Source organism: Scardovia inopinata JCM 12537, from assembly GCF_001042695.1.
In the GTDB taxonomy this organism is placed as follows: Bacteria; Actinomycetota; Actinomycetes; order Actinomycetales; family Bifidobacteriaceae; genus Scardovia; species Scardovia inopinata.
On sequence record NZ_AP012334.1, the window covers coordinates 152,455 to 172,273 of the forward strand.

The 19,819-nt window shown below is 50.1% G+C and carries 13 protein-coding genes; 6 read left to right on the forward strand and 7 right to left on the reverse strand.

The features are described from left to right. The first annotated feature begins 99 nt into the window (after positions 1–99). Positions 100–2,361: a DUF6020 family protein gene (locus tag SCIP_RS00580; protein WP_050752355.1), complete on the forward strand. Its 2,262-nt coding sequence runs from the start codon at positions 100–102 to the stop codon at positions 2,359–2,361. A gap of 85 nt (positions 2,362–2,446) precedes the next feature. Here the strand turns inward: SCIP_RS00580 and dtd are convergent, their stop codons facing one another. Both dtd and SCIP_RS00590 read right to left on the reverse strand, forming a co-directional pair. Continuing rightward, positions 2,447–2,956, reverse strand: coding sequence for a D-aminoacyl-tRNA deacylase (gene dtd, locus SCIP_RS00585; protein WP_006292550.1), 510 nt, complete (start codon positions 2,954–2,956; stop codon positions 2,447–2,449). A gap of 117 nt (positions 2,957–3,073) precedes the next feature. Next, positions 3,074–5,884, reverse strand: a complete 2,811-nt coding sequence (locus SCIP_RS00590) for a phosphoenolpyruvate carboxylase (protein WP_006292551.1) — start codon at positions 5,882–5,884, stop codon at positions 3,074–3,076. Positions 5,885–6,385: 501 nt separating this feature from the next. On the opposite strand from SCIP_RS00590, the gene dnaB reads away from it, so the two are divergent. From dnaB to SCIP_RS00605, 3 genes are all read left to right on the forward strand, one after another. Then, positions 6,386–7,810, forward strand: a complete 1,425-nt coding sequence (dnaB, locus tag SCIP_RS00595; protein WP_006292552.1) for a replicative DNA helicase — start codon at positions 6,386–6,388, stop codon at positions 7,808–7,810. Positions 7,811–7,817: 7 nt separating this feature from the next. Continuing rightward, entirely contained in the window at positions 7,818–9,125 is a 1,308-nt protein-coding gene (locus SCIP_RS00600) for a Mur ligase family protein (RefSeq protein WP_040590396.1), read from the forward strand. 103 nt (positions 9,126–9,228) lie between these two features. Continuing rightward, positions 9,229–9,987 (forward strand): type 1 glutamine amidotransferase, encoded by a 759-nt coding sequence (locus SCIP_RS00605; protein ID WP_006292554.1) that lies wholly within the window; start codon positions 9,229–9,231, stop codon positions 9,985–9,987. Positions 9,988–10,017: 30 nt separating this feature from the next. Here SCIP_RS00605 and SCIP_RS00610 read toward each other — a convergent pair whose 3' ends face one another. Next, positions 10,018–10,926 carry a hypothetical protein gene (locus SCIP_RS00610; RefSeq protein WP_006292555.1) on the reverse strand — a complete coding sequence of 303 codons (909 nt, stop codon included), beginning with the start codon at positions 10,924–10,926 and terminating at the stop codon, positions 10,018–10,020. A 45-nt stretch (positions 10,927–10,971) separates the two neighbouring features. Further along, positions 10,972–12,159, reverse strand: coding sequence for a CdaR family transcriptional regulator (locus SCIP_RS00615; RefSeq protein ID WP_048349243.1), 1,188 nt, complete (start codon positions 12,157–12,159; stop codon positions 10,972–10,974). Positions 12,160–12,383: 224 nt separating this feature from the next. On the opposite strand from SCIP_RS00615, the gene SCIP_RS00620 reads away from it, so the two are divergent. Next, positions 12,384–13,730, forward strand: a complete 1,347-nt coding sequence (locus SCIP_RS00620) for a GntP family permease (protein WP_006292557.1) — start codon at positions 12,384–12,386, stop codon at positions 13,728–13,730. Between the two features lie 85 nt (positions 13,731–13,815). Beyond that, positions 13,816–14,955, forward strand: coding sequence for a glycerate kinase (locus SCIP_RS00625; RefSeq protein WP_006292558.1), 1,140 nt, complete (start codon positions 13,816–13,818; stop codon positions 14,953–14,955). Between the two features lie 139 nt (positions 14,956–15,094). On the opposite strand, the gene SCIP_RS00630 is transcribed toward SCIP_RS00625, so the two are convergent. From SCIP_RS00630 to SCIP_RS00640, 3 genes are read right to left on the reverse strand one after another with little or no spacing between them, the layout of a single operon-like run. Further along, a complete protein-coding gene (locus SCIP_RS00630; protein WP_171821046.1) occupies positions 15,095–17,140 on the reverse strand; it encodes an ABC transporter ATP-binding protein in 2,046 nt (681 codons plus the stop codon). A 40-nt stretch (positions 17,141–17,180) separates the two neighbouring features. Beyond that, positions 17,181–19,139: an ABC transporter ATP-binding protein gene (locus tag SCIP_RS00635; RefSeq protein WP_006292560.1), complete on the reverse strand. Its 1,959-nt coding sequence runs from the start codon at positions 19,137–19,139 to the stop codon at positions 17,181–17,183. A 29-nt stretch (positions 19,140–19,168) separates the two neighbouring features. Next, positions 19,169–19,669 (reverse strand): MarR family winged helix-turn-helix transcriptional regulator, encoded by a 501-nt coding sequence (locus SCIP_RS00640; protein WP_006292561.1) that lies wholly within the window; start codon positions 19,667–19,669, stop codon positions 19,169–19,171. Positions 19,670–19,819: the final 150 nt, after the last annotated feature.

The following is a 19,819-nucleotide window of genomic DNA, read 5'->3' on the forward strand; positions in this document are numbered from 1 at the left end:
ACGGAGAAGGTATGATGGAAAAGATAGAAGAGCAGGAAACAAAAAATAAGAGATAAAGTACTGAGGATAGAATTAAAGGATAAAGAAGGAAGGCGCGAGATGAAATCTGAAGAGATAACAGGAGGAAAGGGGAAATTATCCTCAGCTCCTGCTGTGCTCCCTGCCCTGATAACAAGCCTGGTGATTGCTTTGGTCGCCGCTCTGGCGGTTATTGCCTCTGGGGTTATTGATATTGGAGCTTTACAGGAGTCGGGATTGGGTTTTGGACGGCTCTTCGGTTTGCCTCCAGCCTTGATTGCCTATTTGAGGCGGACAGGCCTGCAGGCTGGTATCGTTGCTTTTGTCCTGACTATGGTTGTTCTTCTGTGGGCCGGCAGAGTCAGCCGACCTTTCCGGCCCAGAAATCCCGGAAGCACCAGTAATACCGATCGGCTCAGCAATAGGTCGCGGTCATCTAAACTGTCTTTTATTTTCGGCCCCAGTTCTCCCATGACCTTTGGCAGAGCTTTCAGACGGTATGGCTGGATTTTCTGGCTGTCAATCCTAATTTCCTGGGTTCCTGTTCTCATGACTGCCTGGCCTGGCGCTCTGAGAGATGACACCTTGGCCCAGTTCTTTCAGTCACAGAACGTCCGAGGGTACTATACCCGTCATCCCCTGATGGGAACTTTTATTTTTGGGCTCTTCTGGAAAGCAGGAGAAGCGTTGGGGAATATTACCCTAGGTCTTGTTTTCTATATAATCGTGCAGGCTGTGGCCTTGTCTTTGTGCTCTGCCCTGGTCCTGTCTTATATGCGCAAATGTGGAACTCCTCTCTTCTTCATCTGGCTGTCTCTTCTGTATTTTGCGGCTTCCTATCAGACTTCTGCTGCCGTGCCTACCATGAGTAAAGATTCTCTCTGGGCCATTGTGATGACTCCCTTTGCCTTGATTTTTATTGAAGCCTGCCAAACCAGGGGGCGGATCCTGAAGCGGAGGCCAGTCTTGATTTCCTTCATCATTCTGGCCTTTTTGGTGATGACAATCAAGCGAACGGGACAGATACTGGTGCTTGCCTCTGGCTTCTTCCTCTTTCTCTTGGTGGTTTTTTCCGGCAGACAATCAGCTGTTCGGACCACCCGGGGCAAGATCCTGCTTGCGGCCAGGGTCCTTCTTGCCTTTCTTCTGCCTGCCCTGGTGACCGCGGGAATCTGGAATCCTTTGTCAATTAAAGCTGTCCAGGCTTCCAGCTGGGAACCGGTAGAATTTTACGGACTTTTCACCCAACCTCTGGCAAGGCTTTATAAGGCGAATCCTCAATCTGTGTCTGCCGGCCAGCGCAAAGAAATCAACAGATACATGGATCTTTCTATAGCTGCTGAGGCTTATAACCCTAGCAGGATGGACGAAACCATGTATACGTCCCGCCGTCGGGTCCTCTCTGGAAAAATAGTGGATTTCATTAAACTTTGGGCTAAGATTGGGCTGAGCAGCAGGGCTAACTCCAGCCAGTACCTGAAGGCCTATCTGTCTGTCTGGAGGGGCTGGTTTTCCCTTCAGAATGATGAGGGATATCCAACAGAATCTGCATATATATTCACTCCATCTTACATGCAACAGTGGGGGAGAGAAGTAGAAGGACCAGATAAAGCTTTCTTATCAACTGCCCACCTGAGGGCTGGAATCTACAGGGGAATGGAAAGCAGGACCTTCTGGGCCAGCCAGGTAGCGGGAGGTCTGAAAGAACGCAGGCAGGCGGAAGAGAGGGCAAGGAAAGTAGAAGTGTGTCTGGCGGCTGGAGCTACTTCCTGGGGGACTGCAGATCAGATGAGCAGAGGAGGGAGAAATCTGACTGAGAAGCTGGTTGCATGCAGGGAACTTGTCAAGGATTACAGGGAAGATGTGGCTGATTCTGAAAAAGATCAATCCAGAAAGCGGATAAGGAGCTGCATTCAGGAGCAGGGGAACCAGATGAAAGCCAGAAGAGATCAGGAAGAAAGAGTGGATACAGAATATCATCTCAAAAGACAGCCGGTCAAGGGACTATCGGATGCCACGATTAAGGTGCTGTGCCAGGCTGGTCCTGCAGAGAAACTGCCCCGGCGCCTAGGCCCGTTGCAGGTATTGGATAGTCTGAGCAGATCAATGGGAATAACCGTAACCCTGATTCCTCTGGCACTGGGACTCTTCCTCTTACTGCGCCGGCGATGGGCAGCCCTTGCTTCCTGGTCGTTCGCGGGTCTTTTTCTTCTCCAGCTCTACCTGTCGCCAGCTTCATTGATATGGTATGCAATCCCTCTGTTTTTCCTGCTGCCTGCTTTTGGCTCTCTGATTTTTCAGCCAGCTCAGAGAGCTATCGCACAAACAGCAAGGCAGAAGTAAGGCCCGAATAGGGCAGAAGTGGGGCATGAATAGGGCAGAAAAGCGCAGGAATTGCATTGCCAGATATGACCAGGTTGGGCCTATCTTAGTGGGGCATATCCTGCTCGGTATCCAGAAGAATAGTCACCGGCCCATCATTGACCAGATCCACCTCCATATGAGCCCCAAACCATCCAGTTTTTACGGGTATGTGGTAGTCTGACTGCAAGATCTGATTCACTTCCTGCCACATTTTTTCAGCATGTTCTTTATGACCAGCTTTAACAAAACTGGGACGGTTTCCCCGACTTATATCGGCAAAAAGGGTAAACTGTGAAATAGAAAGAATCTGGCCAACAACGTCGAGGATACTGAGATTCATCTTTCCGTGATTATCTTCAAAAACTCTCAGGTGGGCGATTTTCTTTGCTGCCCAAGCTGCTTCTGCCCTTCCATCCGAATCTGCAACAGCAACCAGTAGAACAAAGCCCAGACTGATCCTTCTGCTGTCTGAAGAAGCAACAGCAGATTCCGGAGTGCGAGGATTGTCTTGGGCTGGGACGTCCTGAGATAATCTGACCTGAGCGGAAGTGACTTTTTGAATAACTATTTTCATACCCTTATCTTACTGTCCGCTCAGCCAGGAGTAGGCAGTAAGATAAGGAACATATAGTGGGAGTGGGAGCATGCTGTAGGATTATGCGGTAAGGAGCAGCATGCAGAAGAGGGAAGCTCAGCCCGTATTCTGCAGGCCGGCAGCTACCCCGGAGACGGTGCATAAAATCAAATAAATATAATCAGCCGTCTGAGAGGTGCTCAGTTCCGATGTATCATTGAGCCAGCGGATTTTGCGCAGAGCTCGTACCTGAGTCAGGGATAGGGCGTCCACATAAGGGGAGCGGATTCGGATAGCCTGGCCGAGAATGTGCCTATGCTCCAGAGGCCACTGATCGCCAACGATTCTGAGAACCCAGCTTCGGGTCAGGCGCATTTCATCGAGAACCAGCTTTTTCAGATCCTCCCTATCGCCCAGGTCCAAATACATGAGGGCAATCCGTTCATCTGTTTTAGCGAGAGACATTTCTATGTTGTCAATGAAGGTCGTGAAGAGGGGCCATTCTTTGTAGGCAGCCTGGAGCTGTGCCAAATCTCCGAATTTTTCGCATGCCGTCCCCAGACCATACCAGGCAGCCAAATTAATCCGTGCTTGAGCCCAGGAAAAGACCCAGGGGATGGTGCGCAGATCATCTAGAGACTTAGCTCCCAGCCCTCTCTTGGCCGGACGAGAGCCTATAGGCAGGAGTCCGATTTCTGTCAGAGGGGTAACGATGGAGAACCAGGGAGTGAAATCTTCGGTATTCAGCAGGTCAACATATTTCTGACGGGAAGTCTCATCCAGAGTGTCTGCCATGGAAGAATACTTCTGGGTCATTTGAGTGTTGATTTTTTCCATACTGGGAGCCGACTGGAGAAGGGTGGCAGAAGCTATAGCCTCCACATGGCGTGCAGCCAGGATAGGGTTGCCGTAGCGGGCAAAGATGATCTCTCCCTGTTCGGTAACCTTGAAGCGACAGTTCACTGAACCTGCAGGCTGTGCGAGAACTGCCCTGTTGGCTGGGCCGCCACCTCTTCCTACAGCCCCGCCACGGCCGTGGAAGAGAGTAAGAACAATGTCATGATCTTGAGCCCATTGGGCAATTCGTCCCTGAGCCCGATGCAGCGCCAAGGTAGCTGAGGTAGGGCCTGCATCCTTAGAGGAATCAGAATACCCCAGCATGACCTCCATATGATTCCCAGTTTCCTTTAGGCGGGCCTTGACTTCGGGAATCTTAATTATCTCCTCCAGGACGTCAACAGAATTTTCCAAATCTTCCAGTTGTTCAAAGAGGGGAATGACGTCGAGGACAGGGGCATCGGCGGGGTTAGAGAAGGCCAGGCGGTTGAGCTCATAAACATCTTTTACATGCTGAGCGCTCTTGCAAAAAGAAATAATATATCGGCCGGCAGCCTTGCGGCCGTTGTGTTTTTGAATAGCTCCAACGGCTCTGAAGGTACTGAGGACTTCCTGAGTCATGGGGTTTAAACTGCCTCTTTCCCCATGGAGGCCATGCTCTCGGATATCGTCCAGGGCGCGGGCATGGACCAGGGAATGCTGGCGGAATTCCATTTCTACCATGTGGAATCCAAAGGTCTCCACCTGCCAGATCAGATCCTGAAGAGGACCGTAAGCACTGCGGACAGCACCAGCCTGGGCCAGAGAGGTCTGGACAGTTTTCAGGTCCTGAAGAAATTCGTTTGCGTTGGCATACATGAGATCGGCATTGCGTTCTCTGGTAGCTTTCAGGCGGTCGGCTATAACAAAAAGACAGGCTCGGTGAGGTTCTTTGTCGGAAATAATTTCTGCATGAGAGGTGAGTTTTTCGCTCAATTCTTTCTGTCTGCTCCACAGGGCTCTGAGACTCTCATTAGGGGGTGTAGTTTTTGATCCTAAGGTGAGGTTCCGGCCAACTGTGTGAGTAGTTTCTGCCAGGGTGGTCAGCATATGATCATAGAATTTTCTGGCTACTTTCCTGCTGACTCTGGCGGTAACATTAGGATTTCCATCTCGGTCAGAGCCAATCCAGCTGCCAGGGTGGAAAAAAGCTGGGCATGCCGGGGGAACGGTTCCTGATTTCTTTCCTAGGATCCAGTTGTCGAATCGGCGGTAGACCCGGGGAATCATCTGAAAAAGAGTGTTATCAAAAATATCCAGGATGGTGTCAGCTTCCTCCACAGGGGTCGGCTTCTTGACAGCTATAGGGGAGGTGCGGTAGAGGGAATCTATCTCATTATAAAGTTTGCGGTCTGTTTCCTGGCGCAGGGGGCCGCCCGTCTGACGGCGGCCAGCCAATAGATCGGATATTCTGCGGATTTTGCCTTCTACTGCCTTGCGACGAGCTTCGGTAGGATGGGCGGTGAAAACCGGGTGAAACTCCAGTTTGTTTAGGAGCTCCTGTGCTCCTGCAGGACCGACTTCATCCAGCAGCTGTTTGTACGCTACTGACAGGGCATTCATTTGATCTACCGGAGCTGTAGAATCCGCCGCATTCTCGCGGTTTGTGAGAACAGATACCCGGTAATTCTCTTCGCAGAGGTTGGCTAGGTGGAAGTAGGTGGTAAAGGCTCGTGCCAGGGCCTGAGCATCATCAATAGGGGTATCGTCGATCATCTTGACCGCTTCCTGCAGACCCCGCTGGGCAGCGGTGTGCAGCTGGCTGAGTTCCTGGGAATCGGTATCATTGACGTGCAGCTGTTCTTCGCTGGCAACAATCACGTCTTCGCGCAGGGAATCGAATTTTTGTAGAATGTTAGGGTTATATTCCTTCAGAATTTCCCGCAACATGTTAAGGACCAGGTCCATATCTTCCTGGAGAGGCTGGGGCAAAGCAGTTTCTTCAGCGACCTGTTTGGCACTGATGGCTACGAAAGTGCGAGTATCGTCCGTCTTTTCCTGGCCGTCATTGCTGTCTGCATTCTCTGCATTTTCTTTATTATCTATGTTCATCGCTATGGTGCTCCCTTCGCTGATTCGTGGGGTTGCCTGTCTGCCAGCTTCACGGACCTCTTGCCCGATTATTGGTGCCAGCCGTTCCAGGCCCAAAGCCCCCGAGTGGGTGAACACCCTCCATTATACGGCTCTGCATTTACCGAAGCTGTCCACATGATGGAAGAAAAAATGAATAGATGAATAGGAATACAGATATCCAGCCTACTCTCAGGCTAAAGGGCAACTTTACTATTTTCTTTTCTTCGCATTGCAAAACGTATGGACAGAATTTTTCTCTTTCTCGGGTCGTTCTTATTTTTTTCTGCTCTGTACACAGGTTTTCCACCTACTTATCCACGAAATGTGGAAAACTCTGAAAATTATGCACGAGCTTAGCCTTGAAATGTGAATAAGAAAAAATATTATCCATGTATGTTTCCACAGGCTTGACTCGGGAATGGGGAAGAGGAATTCTTCTTTTTGTCCTCTTTCTTACTGTCTGCCTATTACAATCAAGGTATGCCTCAGAATCCTAATTACCCAAATTATGCTGCCTATAAGACCCCATCGCCGGCACCGGGAGCCGAGGGGGTGGGAAGCAATCAGTCCCTTTTTGACCGCGTGCCTCCTCACGATTCTGATGCAGAAATGGCCGTTCTGGGCGGAATGCTGCTGAGCAAGGAAGCTGTTGGGGAAGTTTCTGAGCTGATTACTTCTGAAGACTTCTATGAGCCTAAAAATCAGACCATTTTTGATACGATTATCAGTCTTTATGGTTCGTCCCAGCCTACCGATGTTATTATGACAGTCAACGAATTGACCCGGAACGGGCAAATCGAAAAAGTAGGCGGATCTGAGTATGTGCATCATTTGGTAGAATCGGTGCCAACGGCTGCCAATGCCACTTTTTATGCAACAATTATTCATGAGCAGGCCATACTGAGGGAAGTTATTCAAACTGGGACAAAAATTACCCAGCTGGGGTATTCGGCTGACGGTTCCCAGGCAGAAGATATTGTCAACATGGCTCAAGCTCAGGCTTACGAGTTGGGGGCTGGCAATGTCCGCCAGGATTACCGATCTTTTGGCGATGTGGCTGATGAAACCCTGAAACAGCTGGATGACATTCAGCAGGGGAATCTTCCTCAGGGAGTCAAGACTGGTTTCAAAGATATTGATGACCTTACTCAGGGCCTGCAACCTGGGCAGATGATTGTGGTTGCTGGTCGTCCGGCTATGGGCAAATCCACCTTGGGAGTAGATTTTGCCCGGTCAGCTGCCCTCCATCAGGGACTGACCACGGTGATCTTTTCTTTAGAAATGAATTCCAATGAGCTGGCTCAGCGTATTCTCTCTGCTGAAACCAATATTCCTCTCAGCGCCCTGCGCAAGCCAGATGAAATCACTCCTGAACGGTGGGGGACCTTGAACAATGCCTTTGACAAACTGCATGATGCTCCCCTCTTCATTGATGATTCTCCCAATATGTCTCTGATGGAAATCAGGGCGAAATGCCGCCGGCTCAAGCAGACCGAAAATTTGAAGTTGGTGGTCATCGATTACCTGCAGCTGATGAGTTCAGGGAAAAAAGTTGAATCCCGCCAGCAGGAAGTTTCCGAGTTTTCCCGTGCTTTGAAACTGTTGGCCAAGGAGCTGGCTGTCCCTGTGGTGGCTCTGTCTCAGCTCAACCGTGGATCAGAAATGAGGCAGGATAAAATCCCCCAGCTGGCTGATCTGCGCGAATCCGGCTCAATCGAGCAGGATGCTGACGTAGTTTTTCTGGTTCACAGGCCTGATTTTTATAACAAGGAAGACAGGCCGGGGGAAGCCGATATCATTATGGCCAAGCACCGCAACGGTCCGACAGATACCTTCCATCTGGCCTTCCTAGGGGCCAATTCCAAGTTCAATGATATGCCCAAGGATTATCAGCAAGGAGTATAGGAGTATCATGGCTTCACGAGTTTTAACGGTTGCCCTGGGGAAAGCCGCTCGGGCCTTGGCCCGTATCAGGGGTGGGGGCACTGCTTTCCCTGGCAAAGTGGTAGAGACTATCGACCATCGTTTTTTGCCCGATACTCTGGCCCAGCTGCCTTGTGGAGTTGTGCTGGTATCGGGAACAAACGGAAAGACCACGACCACCAGGATAGTGGCTTCTCTCCTGGGAAGCCTGGGGCTCACAGTATTCACCAATCCCACTGGTTCGAATTTTACCCGGGGAGTGGTCTCCGCCCTGATCGATAAGGTAGATTTCCGCGGCCGCCTGGATGCAGATATTGCAGTTTTGGAGCTGGATGAGGCCTACGCCGTTCATTTTGTGCACCAGGTGAAGCCTCGGTATACTTTACTCCTGAATGTCATGCGGGATCAGTTAGACAGGTTTGGTGAGATTGATACCACTGCCCGTCTGCTTTCCCAGGCTGTCAGAGCAACAGAAAAAGTCCTGGTCCTCAACCGGGAAGATCCTAGAATTTCCAGGCTTGCCTTAGTTGCTCCCCAGGGGACGGAAATTCGCTACTTTGGTTTGGCTGATTCCCTTCTTTCCTTTTTCCCCAGTGATGATGCCATGCACGATGAAGATAGCAATCATCCCGAAGCTCATGGACTGGTGGCTGATGTAGTCCTGACTGCAGTGGACGGGCACCGGGCAGACTATGAGATTGACGGCTCTTCTTATTCCCGCAGTCTCCGGCTGGAAGGAGTCTACAACCTCTTTAATGGTGCCGCTGCCCTCAGCCTGGTTCGGTCTGTCATGAAAGATGTGGATGCTGCCCGGGGAAGGCACACGCAGACAGATGATATGCTTAATGCTTTGGCCGAGGTTACTCCAGCCTTTGGCCGGGGGGAAAGCGTGATGGTGGGAGATACTCCTGTTCAGATGATCCTGGTCAAGAATCCTATGGGATTCCGGCTGGCCCTGAAGTCCTTCCCCAGCCAGGGTGCTGATACTATGATTGCCATCAACGATGAATACGCCGATGGCCGCGATATGAGCTGGCTCTGGGATGTAGATTTCTCCAGTCTTCAAGCTGACGGAGTCTCCCTGGTTTCCGGAATCCGTGCGGACGACATGGCCCTGCGCCTTGCCTACGATCAGGTTCCTGTGGGTAAGGTTAATAGCGGCATCAGCCAGGCAGTAAAACAATTTGTCAGTCTGGATCCGGGCAAGCCTCATCATATTTACTGCACTTATACTGCTATGCTTACGGTTCGTCAAACCCTATCTTCTCTAACTGAGGTTGAAGATGTTGGCCTCTAGATGCGTTTGTAGACCTGGAACGTGTCTGGCTGGCAGTCAGAGTGCATTATGCATACATACTCTTTATACGAGAGAATACTTATCACTGTAAAGGATGACGATAATGACAGAGGAACGGAAGGCATTGGATATTGTCTGCCTTTATCCCAAGGATATGAATATTTATGGGGATTTTGGCAATCTAAAGGTTCTCCAGCTGCGCTCCAGCCTTTATGGATACAAACCTCAGATCCATATGTATAACGTTGGCGATCCCTGGCCAGGGGAATGCGATCTGGTAGTGGGGGGAGGCGGTCAGGATCATGGCCAGATCCGGGTGGGAGAGGACTTGTTTTCCATCAACCAGACCTTGCATTCCCTGGCCGACCGGGCGGTCCCCATGTTGGTTATCTGCGGACTCTACCAGCTTTTTGGGCATTATTTTGATACTGCTGACGGCAAGAGAATTCAGGGTATTGGTATTCTGGGTGTTCACACTGTGGGCCAGAAAGTCCGTATGATTGGCAATATTACCGAGCATACCCAGGATTTTGGTGATGTTATTGGTTACGAAAACCATTCGGGTCAGACTATTCTGGATGATCCTTCCCTGGCTTGGGGCCGGGTAGATTCACAAGGCATGGGCAATAATGGTGAGGATGGCACCGAGGGGGCCCGGTATAAGAACGTGATTGGTACTTATCTGCATGGATCCCTCCTTCCTAAGAACCCACGGGTTGCCGATTTCCTCATTCGGCAGGCAGCCATTAATCGATATGGATCTTTCAAGCCATCGGGAGATCAGGCTCAGGCTGAAGAGTTGGAAAGACTGAATAATCTTGCTCAGAAGGCAAGGAAATCAGCCATGGCCCGGCCCCGCTAACCCAGCTAATTCCTCGCCCTAGCCCCGATTCTAATCCCAGTTGCTGGTACGGGAAGTCGGTCGGCTGGTAGATCTGGTAGAGGCCGAAGATGACTTTGGAACTGAGGTAGATGACGTGGTGACCGACGTATCAGGCTGAGAAGGAGCAGAATCCTGATCTTGTGGGGATTGTGGGGACTGGCCTTTGGATTTTTTCTTAAAGAAGCCGGCCCAAGAGCGGTGTTTTTTCTTTGATGACGGGGTCTTGGTCTGTGAGTCAGGAACGGTGCCTTTATAGTCAGCTTTTGCCCTGTGGCCGGTCTTCGTTTGAGTCAGGTAGTCCACAATGCCTGCAATAAGAAGAGCCGCTCCACTGATCACAGCTGTAATCCAATACCCCCTGGGCACTCGGAATGCGGGGATGATTAAGGTTTCCACCAGAAGGACTAGCCCGACAATAAACATGGGGGTATCGGCAAAAATAGCGCTTCCGCTCAAATACATTATTCCCACTAAGGCGCTGATGAGCAGGCAGTTCATTATGCCGGTTCCATAGCTGTTGAAATTGTACTGGGCTGCTACTGTATTGAATGCGAGCTCGCAGAAAAGGAAGGCCACTGCCCAGGTTAGGGCCCAAATTCTCGATCCATGAATAATATGATGAGCCAGGCGGGGATCGTCACGGAATCTGTGTGACTGACTGACCCCATAGCCAATAATGATGGAAAAAATAACCGACAGGGAAATGCAGATAATGCATAAAACATATCCCCAACTTGCCGGGTGCCCATAATTATCGGTGGAAAAAGCCAGAATGCCAAAGCCCAGAAGCCAGAGGAAAGCCCAGAAAAAATAATACATCCACGTGGGCAGGCTGAAAACAGTTCGCTGGGCAGAAGGGCGGTGGCTGTCTTCCTGTCCAGAATCGGTCTGATGTCCGTCGGGGGCCGGGTCGGTCATGATTCCTCCTTAAAGTTAATCTATTGCCATCATATCTTATTGACTTCATATACTGCTGGGACCAGATATGTCTGTCTCTATGCCCTGGGAATCCCTAAACTGGAGAAGAGTGAAAGCCAGATAGAGAACTGCATAATCGTTGAGATTCCGGGGATTATAGCCGGTCAATCTGGCTAGACGGTTTAGCTGATTCTGAACTGTATTTTTATGCAGAAAGAGACTGTCCGCAGTATGAATAATGCTCCCATTGTTTTTAGTATATTCTGAAAACAGGCGCTGGGCTGCCTTAATGCGGTCAGGCATGAGATTCCCCAGTACCCGGCTAATCAGACGATCCGCCTCCCGCCTGGATAGGTGGGAAGCTACCAGGCCCAGATCCAGTTGATCATACCAGAGCCTGTTTCCCTGCCCTTTGAACTGCGCCCACCGTGCTGCATCCTCTGCTTGGCGGTAAGCTATAGGGAAGTTATCAAGCCCGCAAAAGGGCTGGCTGATGCCAATCACCGGCCTCGAGTCGCCCGGAAGAAGGGCCTGCTTCAGGCGGTTTGCCAAGGCTGAAGCAAGCTCCTCCGCACCGCTGCTCGTGTCCTCCTCTCGGTATTGAAGGAAAAGGTCAAACTCCTGGGCGGCTAAGGTAAAAAAATACTGTTTGTGCAGATGGGGAAAATCCTGAGACAAGCAGAGGTCAATGGCCTGAAAGGCCTGATCCTGCAGGCTTCTGGAACCGGTCGTGCTACATAGGCCTAGGATGCAGATGTAGTCTTGCTGCACATCCACATTCAGATTACCGGCCAAATAGGTGATTAGAGCCTTATCGGGAGGCGACTGCACAATGGCTGTTGTCAGGCTTGCCATAAGCAGACGGCGATCGTATCTGGCCAGGCGCTCATAATTTTCCATCACCAGGATTTCAGTCATCTTTTTGAGAACGGTCCCAAACGGTTCCACCTCCTGCCTTTTCCCAGTGATACCAATAACAGCAACGACTTCCTGGTTGAAGATGACAGGTACATTGATCCCATTCCTCGCGCCCCGGTACTGGTGATTGTCGTCAACCGCTATTGCCCGGTTCTCCTTGGCAGCAAGAAGGGCAGCCTCATGTTTGCTTCCTACCCGTGAAGGGTCAGTGCTGGCAATGCAAATCCCGTTTGTATTGAAAAAGTTGATGTTGTGGCTGACGGCATCCTTGATATTCTCTACTATAGTCTGGGCTATTCTGGCATCAATTTCCATAAAAAATAGTATACATAACAATTTTTACTAGAGCCAGGTATAGATTATCGTTCTCAGGAACATTGTGTGATCCATGCCACATGAGTCATAATAGGAGAGCAAAGGGAATAATTGTAAGGAAAAGACAGAGGAATCTGTAAATGATTTTCTTCTTTCCGTTCTTTTCCTTGATTTTTCGCCTAGTGCCGATTCGAAGATGTTTCGGCGGAAAGGGTACATGTACTATGACCATTACTTTAGCCTGGTGGGCCGCCCTGATAGGTCTGGCTCTAGCCATTGTCCTCATTTTGATGAAACTTAATCCCACCTATTCCCTTCTGTTGGGAACGGTAATAGGCTGCTTGATTGGCGGGGCTGGCTTCACGGGAACCGTCACCATTGTTGTCCAGGGTGGTCAGAGCGTGATGGGAACTATCATTCGCGTCCTGGCTGCCGGAGTCCTGGCCGGTGTCATGATGGAATCCGGGGCAGCTACGCAGATTGCCCGAACCATTGTTTCCAAATTTGGGGAGAAGCTGGCTATTTTTTCCCTGGCTTTCGCAACCATGATTATTTGTGCTGTGGGTGTTTTTATCCCTGTAGCTGTTTTGATTGTGGCTCCCATAGCCATCGAAGTCGGTTCCCGGTTGGGAATTTCCAAGCTGGCTCTTTTGATAGCTCTGTCAGGCGGCGGTAAAGCTGGGAATATCATCTCTCCCAACCCTAACACCATTGCAGCTGCATCCGGATTCAGCTCAAAATCAGTAACTATTCAGCCTTCTCAAGTCATGGTAGGGAGCCTGCTGCCTGCCCTCTGCGGCCTAATAATGGCTGTTTTTCTGGCAACCCTGATGAAGAAGAGGGGAACAATTGTGCAGATGTCGGATCTTCAGGAGAAAACCGGCAAAGGTGGAACTTCTCAGGCAGGTAGCTCGCAGTCTTCCGATTCTGCCGAAAAACTGCCCTCGATTGGTACCTCCCTGGTTGCTCCTATTGTTGCCGTTGTTCTTCTGTTGATTAACCCTGTTGGCTCACTGCTGCACATCTCTCTGCTGGAAAAATTCCAGGTGGATGCCATGTACATTCTTCCCTTTGCGGCCTTGGTGGGTATGGTAGCCATGGGTCAGGCCAAGCACGTTCTTGCTTATACCAAAGCAGGCCTTGGCCGGATGGTTGATGTAGTTCTGATTCTTATTGGTGCCGGTGCTATTGGTGCCCTCATTACCAATTCCAACCTCCCCCAGCAGATTGTCTGGCTGATCAACCACATGGGCGTTCCCGGTACCCTGCTTGCCCCCATTGCTGGTATTCTCATGGCCGCTGCCACGGCTTCCACTTCTACTGGTGTCATTCTGGGAAGTCAAGCTTTTGGCGGGTCTATCCTCTCCTTTGGCACTAGCCGCCTGGCTGCTGCTATTACCATGCAGGCCGGAGCGACTGTCATTGATGGGCTTCCCCAGGGCAACTACTTCCATGTGACCGGCAATGCGATGAATATGGATTTGAAGGAACGTATGTCTGTAGTTCCTTTTGAAGCCTTGGTAGGTCTGACAATGACTATTGTGGCCACACTGATGTATATCGTCTTCTGAAAAATCTAGAAGGATCACTCTGGAAGGCTTGTTTTTCAGAGAAAGTACGATGCGCTGTAAATGAAGTAACAATAAAGGACCTATTATGAAAATCATTATTGCCCCTGATTCTTTTAAGGGGAGTATGACAGCTCAGGAAGCTGCTGATGCTATGGAGGAGGGGGTACGCAAAGCCCTTCCCGACGCTGAGATTATCAAAGTTCCTATGGCAGATGGGGGAGAGGGGACGGTGCAATCCCTGGTTGATGCTACCGGGGGCCAGATTATTACTGCCCCTGTCACCAATCCCTTGGGTGTTGAAGCGGAAGCAGCTTATGGCATTCTGGGGGATGGGACCAGCGCTGTGATTGAGATGGCGGCTGCCAGCGGTATTCAGTTTGTAAATTCTGAAACCAAGAATCCACTGATTACCACGACCTACGGGACTGGCCAACTGATTACAGATGCCCTGGACAGGGGAGTCACAGAAATTATTGTAGGTCTGGGTGGGTCGGCGACCAATGATGGTGGTGCTGGAATGGCTCAAGCTCTGGGGGTCCACCTCTTGGATGCAGCCGGCAGGGAGCTTCCTTTTGGCGGTGCGGCTTTGGCTGATTTAGCTTCGGTGGACTGTTCCGGTATTGACCCCCGTCTCAAGGATGTTCGTATTCGACTGGCCAGTGATGTGACCAACCCTCTGACCGGGGTTCGGGGAGCTTCAGCTGTTTTTGGACCTCAAAAAGGGGCGACTCCTCACATGGTGGAACAACTGGACCGCGCATTAAGCCATTATGCGCAGATTATTCATGATCAGTTGGGCAGGGATGTTCAGACAGTTCCTGGGGCTGGAGCTGCCGGTGGATTGGGAGCTGGTTTCCTGGCTTTTACTGATGCGGTTATGCAGCCAGGAGTCGCAATTGTTGTTGAGGCGACACGATTAAAAGATAAGGCAGTTGGGGCCGATATCTGCATCACTGGCGAGGGCGGTATTGATTATCAGACTCAATATGGAAAGACTCCCATGGGAACAGCCCAGGCGGTAAAAGAGGTCTCGCCCGACTGTATGGTAGTGGCTATTGCTGGTTCTGTAGGAGAAGGGATCGACCAGTTGTATGGCCTGGGGATCGATGCCATTTTTGGAATCCTCCCCGGGGCATGCACCCTTCAGGAAGCACTTGTCTGTGCGAAGACGAATGTGTCTAGGACTACAGAAAATATTATCCGGCTGATTGCTGGCCGGCAGTAGGCATCTCTTAGCACAAGCACTTCCTGACATAAGCATCTCCTGGCGAGAAGTGTGCATAAGGCCGCTGAGCATATGGCCGCTGGCTGGCAAAACTAGGTTCTTTCTAGGCTGCTGGCCGGCGGCCATCGTTCTTCTGCCTTTACTCCAGCTCAAAGGCACCGGTATACAGCTGGTAGTACTCGCCCTTTTCTTCCAAGAGCTGGTCGTGTGTTCCACGTTCAATAATCCTGCCGTGATCCATCACCATAATGACATCTGAATTACGAACGGTAGATAGGCGGTGGGCAATGACGAATACGGTCCGTCCTTCCATGAGGGCATCCATGCCTGCCTGCACAATCTGTTCAGTTCGGGTATCAATCGAGCTGGTGGCTTCGTCCAGAATCATAACCGGAGGATCGGCAACCGCTGCACGAGCAATGGAAATCAGCTGTCTCTGCCCTTGAGACAGTCCGCTTCCATCCCCCTGGAGAACGGTATTATAACCATGAGGGAGCATGCGTATAAAGCTATCTGCATTGGCCAGTTTAGCCGCAGAAATGCACTCATCATCGGTGGCATCCAGCTTTCCGTACCGAATGTTGTCTATAACGGTTCCAGTAAAAAGATTGACGTCCTGAAGGACAATCCCCAGAGATTGGCGCAGATCACGCTTATTGATATCTTTAATATTGATCCCGTCATAGAGAATAGACCCGCTGTCAATATCGTAGAAACGATTGATGAGATTAGTGATGGTTGTTTTCCCTGCTCCTGTCGCCCCAACCAGGGCAACCTTTTGACCAGGTTTGGCGTAGAGGGAAATATCATGAAGGACCTCGTGACCAGGCTCATAGGAGAATCTGACATCATTAAAGCGAATATCTCCCCGCAGCAACGTGTAGGCAGAGGCTTCTTTCCTGGAAGACCCTCCGGCCAGGGCTGCTATGGAGCTGGCCCGAGCTTCATCGATACGGCTAGACTTGTTGGCAGCTACGGTAACATTTGCCACATCTTTATTGACACGGACTCCCGCAGGAACTCTCCAGGCCCACTTATCAGTGTGGTGAGCAGCCTGGGTGATAGTTCCATCCTCTGCAACATGAGCTTTGATGAGGGTGACCTCACCAGAGTTGGACTCAGGCTTTTCATCCAGAAAATCGAAGATTCGTGAGGCTCCTGCCAGGGCCATGAGGACAAAGGAGAACTGGTTGGAAATCTGCCCGATGGGGTTGATGAAGCTCCGGGACAGGGTGAGGAAAGAAACAATTCCTCCAATAGTCAGGGCTGAGGACCCGGTCAAACTGAAATTATGGAAATTGCTCAGGGCTGCCCCTGCTCCCACAATAGCTACTAGAACATAAAGGAGATACCCCATGTTACCCACCACAGGCATAGTGATATTGCCAAAGTAATTGGCCTGGGATGAGGCATCATACAGGGTTGAATTTTTCTGATCAAAGGTTTTTTGAGTAGCTTCTTCATGGGTAAAGACCTTGATGACCTTCTGCCCATTAATTGCTTCCTCAATGAATCCATTAACATCACCCAGTTCCTGCTGCTGTTTGACGAAGAATTTTCCGCTGGCAACAGCGAGCTGGCGAATAACAACCAGGAGGAGGAGGGCAAAGAGAACGACGAAAGCGGTGAGGGGAACGCTGATAATCAACATGGCAACAAAGGCAGCTGCTACGCTCATGATTGAGGAAAACATTTGGGGCAGGCTCTGGGAAATAGCCTGGCGCAGAGCATCCGTATCGTTGGTGTAGAAGCTCATGACATCACCGTGAAGGTGAGTGTCAAAATATTTGATGGGCAATGTCTGCTGATGGGTAAACATATCATCGCGAATAGTTTTGAGAACTCCCTGCTCAACCTTAACCAGGATCCGGTTATAGAAGAGGGTACAAAAAGCGCCCACCAGGAAAATGGCAGCCATTACTGACAGTCCCTGGACCAGGGGCATGAAGTTGGGGTGATCTTTGCCAATCAGCGGCAGGATGTAAGAATCAATCAGTTTCTGGAGGAACAAACCCATGGCAGCATTGGCTGCCGCACTGATGATTATGCAGACAATCACCATTATTATTTGCCAGTTATAAGCAAAGACGTACTTGAGAAGACGGCTCAGAGTCCCTTTCCGGACTTTGACTCGCCCTCTTCCCGGGGCTTTTTCCCCTAATTCTTTTGTTTGAGGAGCTGACATGTTTTTCTCGTTCTTTTCTTGATTAGTCTTTGTATGTGTTTTATTCTCCATCATCAATCACCCCGGACTGATTTTGAGATTTGTAGATGCTGCGGTATTCGTCTGATGTGCGCATAAGCTCTTCGTGAGACCCCTGAGCGGCTATGGATCCACCCTCCATCATGATGATTTTGTCTGCATTTTCAACGGAAGACAGGCGCTGAGCAATGATAATGATGGTGGTATCGGGAATTTCTGTAGCAAAAGCCTTGCGGATCAGGGCATCTGTTTTAGTGTCCACAGCTGAAGTGGAATCATCAAGAATGAGAATCTTAGGCTTCTTCAGCAGGGCCCGGGCTATGCACAGGCGTTGCTTCTGGCCGCCGGAAACATTGCTTCCTCCCTGTTCCAGATAGGTGTCGTATTTGTCGGGGAATCCTTGAATAAACTCATCGGCTTGAGCCAGTTTGGCTGCGTGGATGACCTCTTCATCGCTTGCTTGAGGGTTGCCCCACTTGAGGTTTTCTTTAATGGTTCCGCTGAAAAGAATATTTTTCTGCAGGACCATGGCGACTTCCTTCCTCAGGGTATCGAGCGAATAGCCTTTGACATCTACTCCGCCTACCTGTACATTTCCTTCCGAAGAGTCGTACAAACGGGGGATAAGCTGGACCAGGGAAGACTTGGATGAACCTGTTCCTCCCACAATTCCCAGTGTAGACCCGGAAGGAATGGTCAGGTTAATATCGGAAAGAACAGGTTTTTCTGATTCCTTGTTATAGCGGAAGGTGACATGGTTGAAGCTGATAGAACCATCTGCTACAGCAGGTACCGGATTCTCAGGGTTGGTAACAGTGCTTTCTTCCTTAAGAACAGCAGCAATACGGCCGGCTGAAGCACGAGATATTACCACCATGATGAAGATCATAGACAGCATCATCAGCGCCATCAGGATTTGAAGAGTATAGGTAAACAAACTGGTCAGGTCTCCGGTTGTTAAACCTAGTGCTTCATTATTTCCCGAAGCCACAATCTGGTGGGCTGCCATCCAGCTGAGCAGAAGAACGGTCCCGTAAATCGCTAGCTGCATGACCGGCATGTTCCAGGCAAGTTTCAGCTCAGCTTTAACAAAATAATTGTAGATACGCTGAGAAACGCTCTTAAACTTAGTCTCTTCATAGTTTTCGCGGGTGAAGGACTTCACTACCCTGACCCCCAACAGATTTTCTTCCACATCGCTGTTCAGCCTGTCATATGTGTGAAAAACCTTAACAAATATGGGGTGGACAGTGAGTCCAATGGCTATCAGTATAAAGCCAAGAAGAGGAGCGACTACCAGAAAGATAAAGGAGATGCTGTGGCTGATGCGGAAGGCGAAAATCCAGGCAAAAATAATCATCAGAGGAGCTCGGAAGGCTATCCTGATCAACATTTGGTAAGCGTTCTGAACATTGGTCACATCGGTAGTCAATCTGGTGACCAGGCTGCCGGTAGAGAAATGGTCGATGTTGGTGAAGGAGAAACTCTGCACCTTGGTAAAAAGATCGTGACGTAAATTCTTCGCCAGGCCTGAAGATGCCACGGCTGCGGTACGGCCTGCTCCGACTCCAAAGGTCAGAGAAATCAAGGCTACAACTATCAGTAAGGAGCCCCATTTCCATACTTCGCCCATATTTTTTCCCTGAATGCCACGGTCTATCAAAACGGCCATGAGAGTAGGGATGAGCAGTTCCATGGCTACTTCTCCTGCCACCAGGAGAGGGGTTGCCCAACTGTACTTTTTGTAGTCCCGAATACTGCTGAAAACCACCTTAAAATCTTTCAGCGAGCCGCCTTCGTCGCTACCATAACGGTGTTCCTCTTCCTCTTCCAGCCGTTCCTCAGTTTGGGTAATGTCGTTGTATTCAGCTTGCTGCTTCTGTGAGAGCATGTGCCCTTGAACGTCGCTGCCGGCTGCTGAATCTGCTTTTTCAGCCTCATCAAGGGCTGTTTGTGCAGGATCATACTGGCTGACTGCCATGAATTCACCTCTGTCTTGTGTGTACTCTTTTAATTCTTCTTGTCTATTTCCTTGAGGTTGTCAAGCATCTTTTGCATAGTTTGCGCTGCCAGAGAGCTGGTGCCGTCATCAATTCCCTTCATCATCTGATCCTCAATTTCCTGAGCGACCTCAGTGAAATGGGCTACAAAAGCCTGTGATTTTTTTGTCAGATGAAGAGCATTGCTGCGCCCGTCTCTCGTTTCGCTGTCCCTGGTCAGGAGACCTTTTTCCTCCATGAGGGTGATGACCCTGCTACAGGTTGAGCGAGTGATGGAGAACTTGCTTTTTATATCTGACTGGTACGTTTCCAAGCCGTGTTCATTGTTATGGGCAATGAACAGGATGATGCGGGCATTGACCCCGGACACCTCTCCTGTTGCTTTATCCAAGGTCCGGTTAAGGACATGGTTCAGCACATGAACCGCAAAGACAAAACTGGTTGTTTTTGTCTCAACGGCAGTCGGCGGATATGCCTTGTATTCCGGCATGCCTGTGGGGGGCAATGACATGGTTCCTTCCCTAGTCGTGATGTGTACAATGATAACTGTAACACTTATGTTGTATATGCAACATGCCCACGATGTCCTTGTCTCACAAAGCGAAATTCTTCTTTTCTGGTCCGGTCCTCTACTTATAGGACTAGAATCGTGTATACGTCT